The sequence below is a fragment of the Devosia sp. genome (genome assembly GCF_017307565.1).
GTDB lineage: Bacteria > Pseudomonadota > Alphaproteobacteria > Rhizobiales > Devosiaceae > Devosia.
The window spans coordinates 1-9,806 of sequence record NZ_JAFKHD010000188.1 but is presented as its reverse complement, the minus strand read 5'-3'; the positions used below and the strand labels follow the sequence as shown (position 1 = coordinate 9,806).

At 63.8% G+C, this 9,806-nt stretch carries 9 protein-coding genes and 1 pseudogene; 3 read left to right on the top strand and 7 right to left on the bottom strand.

Annotation, left to right across the window (positions count from 1 at the left end; genetic code table 11):
• Positions 1-1,243, bottom strand: a pseudogene (locus J0I64_RS05615) (hypothetical protein); the annotation flags it as partial.
• A gap of 90 nt (positions 1,244-1,333) precedes the next feature.
• The gene (locus J0I64_RS05610) at positions 1,334-2,077 is read right to left on the bottom strand and encodes a glycosyltransferase family 2 protein (RefSeq protein WP_291406626.1); all 744 of its coding nucleotides are present in this window, start codon (positions 2,075-2,077) and stop codon (positions 1,334-1,336) included.
• A gap of 188 nt (positions 2,078-2,265) precedes the next feature.
• On the opposite strand from J0I64_RS05610, the gene J0I64_RS05605 reads away from it, so the two are divergent.
• Positions 2,266-3,051: a FecR domain-containing protein gene (locus J0I64_RS05605; RefSeq protein WP_291406625.1), complete on the top strand. Its 786-nt coding sequence runs from the start codon at positions 2,266-2,268 to the stop codon at positions 3,049-3,051.
• On the opposite strand, the gene J0I64_RS05600 is transcribed toward J0I64_RS05605, so the two are convergent.
• Complete coding sequence (locus J0I64_RS05600; RefSeq protein WP_291406624.1) at positions 3,034-3,165, bottom strand: hypothetical protein; 132 nt, start codon at positions 3,163-3,165, stop codon at positions 3,034-3,036. The two genes, J0I64_RS05605 and J0I64_RS05600, sit on opposite strands and share 18 nt — an antisense overlap.
• Between J0I64_RS05600 and J0I64_RS05595 the strand changes: the two genes are divergently transcribed.
• Positions 3,146-3,898: an ion channel gene (locus J0I64_RS05595; RefSeq protein WP_291406627.1), complete on the top strand. Its 753-nt coding sequence runs from the start codon at positions 3,146-3,148 to the stop codon at positions 3,896-3,898. The genes J0I64_RS05600 and J0I64_RS05595 overlap by 20 nt on opposite strands.
• 3 nt (positions 3,899-3,901) lie before the next feature.
• Here the strand turns inward: J0I64_RS05595 and J0I64_RS05590 are convergent, their stop codons facing one another.
• Genes J0I64_RS05590 through J0I64_RS05575 form a run of 4 tightly spaced genes read right to left on the bottom strand, consistent with a single transcriptional unit; the run spans position 3,902 to position 8,884 of the window.
• On the bottom strand, positions 3,902-6,604 hold the full coding sequence (locus J0I64_RS05590; protein ID WP_291406623.1) for a sensor histidine kinase: 2,703 nt from the start codon (positions 6,602-6,604) through the stop codon (positions 3,902-3,904).
• Positions 6,605-6,838 (bottom strand): hypothetical protein, encoded by a 234-nt coding sequence (locus tag J0I64_RS05585; protein ID WP_291406622.1) that lies wholly within the window; start codon positions 6,836-6,838, stop codon positions 6,605-6,607. It abuts the gene before it with no gap.
• Positions 6,822-7,205, bottom strand: a complete 384-nt coding sequence (locus J0I64_RS05580) for a response regulator (protein ID WP_291406621.1) — start codon at positions 7,203-7,205, stop codon at positions 6,822-6,824. The genes J0I64_RS05585 and J0I64_RS05580 overlap by 17 nt, the downstream gene beginning before the upstream one ends.
• Positions 7,206-7,261: 56 nt before the next feature.
• Complete coding sequence (locus J0I64_RS05575) at positions 7,262-8,884, bottom strand: short-chain fatty acyl-CoA regulator family protein (protein WP_291406620.1); 1,623 nt, start codon at positions 8,882-8,884, stop codon at positions 7,262-7,264.
• 188 nt (positions 8,885-9,072) lie between these two features.
• Here J0I64_RS05575 and J0I64_RS05570 point away from each other — a divergent pair.
• Positions 9,073-9,806, top strand: a 734-nt coding sequence (locus J0I64_RS05570) for an ABC transporter substrate-binding protein (RefSeq protein ID WP_291406619.1), incomplete at its 3' end; no start/stop codon positions are given.

The following is a 9,806-nucleotide window of genomic DNA, read 5'->3' as shown; positions in this document are numbered from 1 at the left end:
CGCCGCCGCCATCGTGGTGGATCTGCAGTTGCAGGATGGCCTGATGCTGGCCGACGAGCACCGGCAGATCCATGCTCCACTGACTGTCGCCGCCCCGTTGGGCATCGGGGAGCGAGGCATGCTGGTGGAGGCGCATGCGCGACAAGGCGCCTTCCGTACGCTCCAGGAGAAGTTTTCCGAGCTCTTCGGGGTCGGTTGGCAGATCGGTTTGCGGCATGTCAGGCAGGCGGGCACGCGGCAGGACGTGGCGGAGCGGCGGCGGTATCTGAGCCACCTGCGCGACTTGCGGCGCGTTGCCGAGCCATTGGGCGAGGCCCTGGCGCATGGCGAGAAGGCCCGATTTGGTATCAGCCCCGGCACGAGCCGCATTGCCCTCTGACAGCGCTGACTCCTGGAAAACGCCGGAATTGCGCAGGGCCGTCTTCAAGGCGCCGGCATCCACCTTGCCGTTTTCGGAGACCAGTTGATTGCCCAATATTTGCCGGGCAGCCTTCAGGACCGGTTCGGGCAGGCCGAGCTTGCCGACGGTCGCAGCCAGCATGCCGGTGACGGCGCCGATACTACCCTGGGACGGCAGGGCCTGCTGCACCATTTGAGCGAGCGCGGCGGTTTGCGGTGTGGCTGGAGCGCCCGGCGTCGGCGTGGAAAGCTGGGGGGACCCGGATGGTGCCGAGCCAAGGCCGGCCATGCCATAGGGTGTCGAGCCGGGCCTTTGCAGCACTGGGCCGGACGTGGGCGCGGCTGGTCCCGGAGGCGCAATGACCGGGGCTCCCGGCGGGCCGGATTGAACCGGAGACGCGGGCGCGGCGGCGGCAGGTGCGGCGACGCCCCCAGCGAGGCCCGGAGCCGTTGCAATGCCGGCGGCGGCTGCCGGTGCAGCGGCGAGGCCGGCGGGTGGGCCATAGGTCAAGGGGCCCTGCGACACGGCGGGTTGCTGGGAAATTTCGACGCTGGTGGCCGGCGTATTCTGGGGGATGATCGGCGGCGGGCGGCTGGTTACGAGTGCCAGGCGCAAATGGCCGTCGGCCTGTTGCACGCCAAGGGTCAGCATGGTGCCGACCGGCGCGCCGCCGGGCAGAGAGAGCGTCATGGCCTGCCGACCAACCTGGACCATGGTGGCGCCGTCTGGACCCGGGCCCAGCACCCGTCCCTCGACGGTCTGGCCCGGCGCCAATGCAAGCGCCCGCAGCATCGAACCAGCCTGAGCCTGCGATACAACGGGAAAATGCGAGGCAATCGTCATCCGCGGCGCATCCCGGCCGCGAGATGCGGCCTGGGATCGATCCTAAGGATGATTCCTAAAAATGTAGATACCCCCCGTAAAGCCGGGCGATCAATCCTTGCGCACGTCCTTGTAGTCCATGGTCGCGGGCTTGCCGCGGAAGGTGACCCAGAAGAAGTTCAGCGTGTAGGTCGCTGCGGTCTGGAATACGCCTTCCTTTTCGAGGCGGCGGCCGGAGGTCTTCATCTTGAGCGCATAGGTCCACTTGACCCCGCCAACGCGCGAGAGGCGGACCGCCACGTCGGTGTCTTCGCCGAAGAACTCGATGGAGCGGTCATAGCCGCCGACCTTGACCCAGGCATCGCGCTTGAAGACGAAATTGCCGCCCTGCACCACCGAGCCGACGCGCAGCACGAAGCGGTTGAGGAGGTAAATGAGGTAGGTCAGGCCGTAAAAGGCCGAGATCAGCGCGCGGTTATGCGGGGCCATATCGTAATAGATATAGGGGCCGCTGAGGCAGACGAGCTTGGAGTCCTTGTTGAACTCCTTCATCACCGTTGTCAGCCAGCCTTCCGGCACGAGGGTGTCGCTGTCGATATTGGCAATCAGGTCATAGCCTTCGCTGGCGGCAAAGCCGGCATCGCGGGCATTGACCAGGCCCTTCTTGGGCTCATCCACGACGCGGACACCGGCGAAGCTGCGGGCGATCTCGCCCGTGCGATCGGTCGAAGCGTTGTTGACCACGATCACATCGGCCGGCACGCCGGAGCGCTTGATCTCCGCTGCCACCGACTCCAGGCACTTACCGATCAGCGCCTCTTCGTTGTAGGCGGGGATGACGAATGCCAGCTTCATAGGTTTCCTTCTGCCGGACGGCCGGACGCTAGGGTGGCGCTGCTCATAGCGCGACATGCCGCAAGGAGCAACCTTCAGGCCCCGTTCAGGCGAAGTGGTCAAGTTTCCAACAGGTTCGCCGTTTGGTATGCTCGGCAATAACGGGAAGTCCCGGCCTAATCGAAGATTGTTCCAGCGTGGAGTCTGTCATGCTTCGACTTGCCTTGAATACCGTATTGCCTCTGTTCGTCGGGCTTTTGCTTGCAGCGCCCGGTTTTGCGGCCGATGGGCAGGCTGTGGGGGTCAATCCGGACGCTTCGGTGCGACTCTCGGGCAAGGATCGCATCCTTACCGTTGGCGCCGATATTTCGCTGGGCGAACAGGTGGTTACCGGGCCTTCGGGACAAGTGCAGATCATCTTTTCAGACAAAACGCGACTAGTGGTTGGGCCGGGCAGCGCCCTGGTGATCGAATCCTATCTCTTCAATGGCAGCACGGCCGACAAGTTCGCCATCAATGCGCTGGCGGGCAGCTTCCGCTTCATCTCCGGACAGAGCCCCAAACCGGCCTATTCGATCAAGACGCCGACCGCCTCGATCGCCGTGCGTGGCACCAAGTTCGACTTCAACGTCGGGCCGCGCCAGACCGATCTCATGCTCTATGAGGGGGCGGTGCGGCTCTGCGCCACTTCGGGCCAGTGCCAGGAACTGATGGCGCGCTGTGCGCTTGGCAGTGTCAATGCCTCGCTGGCGCAGTTGATCGACCACACCAATCCCAGCCACGGGCCGCTGAGCCAGGAATTCCGCTATGCGCGATTCCAGACCCCGCTCCTCAGCCAATTCAGGGTCAGCGGTGCGGGGCAATGCGCGCAACCTCCTGAGCGGCAAGACGTTCCTGCCACGCTGGCCCCGAGTTCGGGCGGCGCATCGAGCGGCCAACCGACCGGCAATGGGACCACGACGCCGGTAACGCGGTTTTCAACCTTCGGGAATTAGCTGGCTCGACTGATATACGGCGAGGAACAAGGCCCTGACGACGAGCGAGCCGGAGACGACCGATCCACATGCCGAGCGGGACTGGCTCGCCCGGCTGCGAAAAAAGCTGCGCATTCTTTATCACTCCCAGACCCCGGGCGCGCGGCGCTTCCAGATAACGGTGATGATCGTAGACCTTGCGATCATTGCCTTTTTCATTGCGAGCCCGCTGTTGCGGGACCGGGCCTACTTCCTATGGATTGACTATTCGATCGCCGCGCTGCTCGCCATCGAGCTGACGGCACGGGCGCTGGCCAGCACCGATTTCCTGCGTTGGTTGCGGCAGCCGCCTGTCATCATCGACATTTTTATTCTGGTGACGCTGCTGGCGCCTACCTGGCTCTTCAACCTCGGCTTCCTGCGCATCTTGCGGCTCTGGACGCTGAGCAAATCGACTGTGGTCTGGCGCCCGCTGATCAAGCGGCGGCTCGGGGCCTATCAGGAGACCATTCAGGCGGTCATCAACCTCCTGGTCTTCATCTTCGTGGTGACGGGCTTTGTCTATACCGCCTTCGTCAACGAGCAGAGCGGTATCGCGGGGTATGTCGATGCGCTCTATTTCACAGTGACGACGATGACCACGACCGGGTTCGGCGATATCACCCTGCCCGGCACCTTTGGCAAGCTGGTGTCGATCGCAGTGATGCTGATGGGCATTTCGCTGTTCGTGCGCCTGGCGCAGCTGATCTTCCGCCCGGCCAAGGTGAATTTTCCCTGCCCGCAATGCGGGCTTTCCAAGCATGAGCCCGACGCCGTCCACTGCAAGGCCTGCGGGCATATTCTGAAAATACCCGACGAGGGTACGTGACCTCTATCGGCGGATGATTGGCAAACGCAGGCGGAAGCAGGCGCCCGGGAGCGGGCTGGGCGCCAGGTCGAGGGTACCGTTCATGCGCTTGACGATCTGGCGACTGATCGCCAGCCCCAGTCCTGCCCCCGTCTGATCGATGGCGCCGCGCTGGCCGCGGGAGAATTTCTCGAAGATCAGCTTGCGCTCGGACTTGCCGATGCCCGGGCCGTTATCGGCCACCTCGACGACGAAATTGCCTGATCGGACCGCCGAGGTGATCCGCACCATGGGATCGGTCGCGTCGTTATAGCGTACGGCGTTGGAAATGATGTTGATGAACACCTGACAGAGCCGGTCGGGGTCGCCCGCCACCATGGTGCGACCGGCCCGCTGGCCGTGATCCACCCGCATGCCCTTTTCGCGCAGCAGCGCGTCGCAGACCGAGAGGGCGCGGTCGAGAACCGCGTCTGCATCTACCGGCTGGCTTTGCCAGTTGCGCTCGCCGCGTTCGAGGGCCGAAAGGTCCAGGATTTCATCGAGGAGCTTGGTCAGCCGCAGACTTTCCTGATGGATGGTCGCGACGAAACGCTGACGCTGGGTGGCGTCGAGGGCGTCTGTATCGAGCAGGATTTCGGAGAAGGAGCGGATCGAGGTCATCGGCGTGCGCACTTCGTGGCTCACCTGGCTCAGGAATTCGTCTTTCTGGCTGTCGAGCTGACGCAACTGGGCGTTGGCATCTTCTAGTTTCTGGGCGGTCAGGCGCAGTTCGGCCGAGGTCTTTTCCAGCTGTTGCGAATATTCGATGACCTGCTGGGCCTCGTCGGCCATCTGCATCATTTCTTCGAGCGAGACGTCGCTGCCCGCCACCACCTTTGAGAGCATGACGTGCGCCGAGGCCGCGCCGATGGAGCCGGAGAGTTCACGCTCCAGGCGGCCGACGAATTCGGGCGTCGGTTCGAAGCCGATGGGGTCGACACCGCTATCGCGCGCAGCGGAATCGAAGAGTGCCGCTGCCCGCTGTTCGCCCAGAACGCGCTCGGCGACGAAATAGAGGTCGTTGGCGGTGGCGGAGCCCGGTGCGAAGGCGCGTTGCGGCAGGTTGGGCCGGCGGAACACGTCGACAAAGGCCGTGGCCTGGATGCGCTCCAGCGCCGAGGGCGTCGTCAGCAGGGAGCCGATGGTGAGGGTGAGAATGTTCACCGAGAGGCTCCAGAAGGCGGCGTGGGCCAGCGGGTCCCAGCCTTCGAGCCCGAACATCGCCTCGGGGCGCAGCCAGGAAATGCCCCAGGGGCCATCCTGCAGGAGCTGCGAGACGGCGGGCGAGACGGAATCGAACGAGGGCAGGAAGCAGCACCATGCCCAGGTGACGAAGCCAAGCAAAATGGCGGATGACACGGCCTTGAGCGATGCTTCTTTCCAGAAAATCGCGGCCAGGGGCGCGGGGAAGAACTGGGCGATGGCGGTGAAGGAAATGAGACCAATCGGCGCCAGCGCGTCGGAATCGCGGGTGAAGAAGAAGTAGAAAAAGCCCAGCGACAGGATGAGCATGATCGAGAAGCGTCGCGCGACCAGAAGCACGCGGCTTACCCCCTGCCCGTCGCCATATTCGGGCGGGCTGAAGCGCAGCACCAGCGGCATGATGATGTGGTTTGAAACCATGATCGAGAGCGCGATGGATTCGAGGATGATCATCGAGGTGGCCGATGAAAAACCGCCGATGAAGGCGAAGAGCGCGAGGCCGTTCTGCCCGGCAGCCAGCGGCAGGGTCAGCGCGAACATGTCGGGATTTGAGCCCTCGGGCATCACCGCAAGCCCATAGATGGCAATGGGCAGGATGAAGACGCTCATCAGCAGCATGTAGGCCGGGAAGGCCCAGCCGGCGACGCGCAGGTGGTTTTCGTCTGAGTTCTCGACGACCGTCACCTGGAACTGGCGCGGCAAGCAGACGATCGCAGCGATGGACAGCGTCAGCGTGGTAAGCCAGCGGCTATCGAAACTGCTGGAGGTATCGACCACCACGCCCTTGGCGGCTGCCTGGCTGAAAATGCCCTCGAAGCCGCCGCCGATAAAGAGGACGAAGACGCCGACGGCGACCAAGGCGGTGAGCTTTACGACCGCCTCAAAGGCGATGGCCGCGACGACGCCGTGGTGCTGCTCCTTGGCATCGACGTGGCGCGTGCCGAAGAGAATGGTGAAGAGCGCCATGCCGGCCGCTACGCCGAGGGCAAGGCCGACATCGTCGATCCCCTTGAGACTGCCCTGACCGAATTCGGAGGAGCCGGCGACGGCCTGGATGGACGAGGTGACCGCCTTGAGCTGCAGCGCGATATAGGGCGCGATGCCGATGACGGCGATGCAGGTGACCAACACGCCGAGCCGGCTCGACTTGCCGAAGCGCGACGACAGAAGGTCGGCGACCGAGGTGATGCGATAGATGTGGCTGATGCGAACGAGGCGCCTGAGGAGGAAGTACCAGCCGACGAACACGATGGTCGGGCCGAGATAAATCGTGAGGAATTCCAATCCACTACGGGCAGCATTTCCCACGGCACCGTAAAAGGTCCAGCTGGTGCAATAGACCGAGATGGAGAGCGTGTAGACCGCCGGTGAGTTGAGCCAGGAGCGCGGCTTGGCCCGGGCCCGCCGATCGCCAAGATAGGCGAGAACAAAGAGGAGGCCGACATAGGCGACCGCTGTCGCGATGACGAAGTCGGCCGACAGCATCTAGCCCTCGCCCTCCGCGCCATTTGCCGGCCGCTCCGGTGGCAATCGGCTGGTCAGCACGGCGGTGCCGACGATCAGCGCCAGCCAGACCCCGAACAGGTAAAAGACGATCTGCGGGACGCCGAAGACGGTGAAGTCGTGGTTGAAGACATGCACCAGCGGCGGCACCAGCAGCAGCAGGCCGCCCGCGGTCAACACGAACATGCGGCCGACGATCTTACGCCTGTCCGCCATCTTCGCCCAAAAGGCTCCGCACGGCTCCCACCACTTCGGCGTTGGAATAGGGCTTGGTCACGAAGCCATTGGCGCCCAGCTCTTCAGCGATGCGCCGATCCTGTTGCTGACCCTTGGCCGTGAGGATCAATACCGGCAGGTTTTCCGTGTCGGCATCGGCTCGCAGGTGCTTCAGGATGTCGAAGCCGCTGCGCTTGGGCAGCATGACATCGAGCACCAGCATGCGCGGCTTCAACCGGCGCACGCCCTCAAGCACTGCGTCGCCATCTGTTACGGAGCTGATGCTCCAGCCGGCGCGGCGCAGGATGAAATCCAGCGATTCCAGAATAGACGGCTCGTCCTCGGCAATCAGGATATCAATGGCCAAATCTCCCCCCAGGTGTTCCCGGTCTCCCCTCCGCGAACGCGCACACTAAAACCCAATCAGGCGGAATCGCCAAGGCCGAATTCTTGCGGCACCAGTGGCAGGCGGGTGACGGAGCGCGGTCCGTCGGGCGTGATCATCTTCTCCTGCCGTGCCGGACAATCGCGTCTGGTGCAGAGCCGGCAGGTCGGTCCGACCGGTACGTCGGCTTCGTGATCGTCGAGATCGAGCCCCGATGCATAGACCGTGCGATCGGCATGGAGGACGTCGCATGCGAGCATGATCGAGATATGCGTTGGGGGCTCGCGATAGGAGCCGGGCCGCCTTTGGAGGGCACGCGCTAGGAACAGATAGCGCGAGCCATCGGAGAAGCGCACCACCTGTCGCAGCAGGGTGTCGGGTTGGCGAAAGGCGCCGTAGATCGACCAGAGCGGGCAGGCATGGCCCGAATTCGGCAGCAACAGGCCGGGCAAGGGAAAATGCTTGGTCAGCCGCCCGGCGGGGTCGGAACGGAGGAAGCCGAAAGGAATACCCTCCTCGCCCGGCCGGCGCATCGACACCAGGCGGTGGGCTACCTGCTCGAAGCTGCCGTTGAATATCTGCCGAAGCTGGTCAACGTCATAGGACAGCGCCTCGGCCTCGGCGAGAAAGCGCGAATAGGGGAAGATGATGGCGCCGGCCAGATAAGAGCCCATGGCTCGGGCCGCCAACCGCCGCGTCGTGGGGCTGGTGAGAGTGGCGGCGTCGAGCGTTTCGCGCAGCACTTCGCCGGCAGTCAATTCGCCGAGGAGGCGCGCGAGCTGGAATTGCCGGGTCGCCAGCGTTGTCGAGCCCTGAAACCACATGACCCGTTCGTCGGCGACGAAGCGATATTGGCCTGGGAAATTCTCGATGCCCGGCGAGCCGCCAACGCGGGTGGTGACGCCAAAGCGGCGTTCCAACGCCTCGGTGAGCAAGGCGGGGCCAAAGGCGCCCTGCCCGTCCAGTTCGAGCCTTAGGTCTTCGGCGACCCGCTCGAGGTGCGGGAAATAATTCTGCTGCTCGATGATCAGGTCGTCGATCTCGCGCAGGGCGGAGACGCTGCCGGGGACGCGACTGCTGCTATCGAATTGGCCGATGAGGCTGCGCGCCACATCGCTCAATGCGCGTGCTTCTCGACCGATGGCGCCGAGAAAGCGCTGGCGCTCGGCCTCGTCGAGGTCCGGCACGTCTTCGAGAATTTCGGCGCTCGAGCGAACGGCGGTGATCCCGGACAAAATCTGGTGGAGCAACTGGCTCAGCAGCGGATCGGACCGCAGCCGGTCGGCGTAGCTGTCGGCGCTGGCGACGGCATTGGTATAGGCGCGGTGCAGGCGCGCGATGGCGCCGGCGCTGCCCGGATATTGCGCGACCAGCTGGCGTCGTTCGTCGGGCTGAAAGTCGAGCGACTCGAGCACGGGATCGGCATAGGCCTCTTCGAGATCCTGCAGCAGCTTCTGCTCGTCGTCGCCGGTCAGGTCCGCCGTCTCGATCTGCAGATGAAGGGCCACGCGCTGCAAAAGTGCGCCGCCAATGTCGCGTTTGTTGTTCTCGATGAGGTTGAGGTAGCTCGGCGAGATGCCGACCATGCGCGCCAGCGCCGCCTGGGAAATCCTCAGCGATTTCCTGCGGTTGGAGATGCGAAACCCGATGGGCGCCCGCATTGCCGTTCCCTCCCCGAAACTGCACTTGCAAACGAATTTACTAGATCGCGTTCGATCCAGAACAACAATTTACAGAATTATTGTTGAATTACAATGGGATATTGCCGTCATTTTCAAATCCAGCAAATATCTCGCCAGCGTTGAGGCTCCGGCAATGTACCGGCTGCCCTCGCATCAGGAGGAGATCAATGACTATTTTGAAGCGTGGCTTCTCGCGACGTCGTGTCCTGCAGACCGGCATGGCCGGCATCATCGGCACCGGCGTTGCCCCTCTCGTTTTCACCAAGGGCGCCTGGGCCCAGGAATTCTGCAACAATCCCACCGGCGACACCGTCGTCTTCGGCCTCAATCTGCCGCTGACCGGCACCTATGCCGAAGAAGGCGCCGACGAACAGAAGGCCTATGAACTGGCCATCGCCCACCTCAACGGCGAAGGCGACGGCGGCCTCCTCAACGTGATGCAGCCGTCTGCCCTCAAGGGCAATGGCATCCTGGGCAAGAAGGTCACCTATGTGTCCTCCGACAGCCAGACCAAGTCGGACGTGGCCCGCGCCGGCGCCACCCGCATGATCGAGCGCGATGGCGCCATCATGATCACCGGCGGTTCGTCGTCGGGCGAAGCCATTGCCGTGCAGGGTCTTTGCCAGGAAATGGGCGTCATCTTCATGGCGGGCCTGACCCATTCCAACGACACCACCGGCAAGGACAAGCGCCGCTATGGCTTCCGCCACTTCTTCAACGCCTACCAGTCGGGCATCGGCCTCGCACCGGTTCTGGGCGAATCCTATGGCAAGGACCGCCGCGCCTATCACCTGACCGCCGACTACACCTGGGGCTGGACGCAGGAAGAGTCGATCAAGAACGCCACCGAAGCACTTGGTTGGGACACCGTGGCTGCCGTGCGCACCCCGCTCGGCGCAAC

Excerpts from the sequence above, each read along its gene's own strand:
- J0I64_RS05575 (WP_291406620.1), bottom strand. The coding sequence starts at position 8,884 with ATGCGGGCGCCCATCGGGTTTCGCATCTCCAACCGCAGGAAATCGCTG.
- J0I64_RS05585 (WP_291406622.1), bottom strand. The coding sequence starts at position 6,838 with ATGGCGGACAGGCGTAAGATCGTCGGCCGCATGTTCGTGTTGACCGCG.
- J0I64_RS05590 (WP_291406623.1), bottom strand. The coding sequence starts at position 6,604 with ATGCTGTCGGCCGACTTCGTCATCGCGACAGCGGTCGCCTATGTCGGC.
- J0I64_RS05605 (WP_291406625.1), top strand. The coding sequence starts at position 2,266 with ATGCTTCGACTTGCCTTGAATACCGTATTGCCTCTGTTCGTCGGGCTT.
- J0I64_RS05600 (WP_291406624.1), bottom strand. The coding sequence starts at position 3,165 with ATGCGCAGCTTTTTTCGCAGCCGGGCGAGCCAGTCCCGCTCGGCATGT.
- J0I64_RS05610 (WP_291406626.1), bottom strand. The coding sequence starts at position 2,077 with ATGAAGCTGGCATTCGTCATCCCCGCCTACAACGAAGAGGCGCTGATC.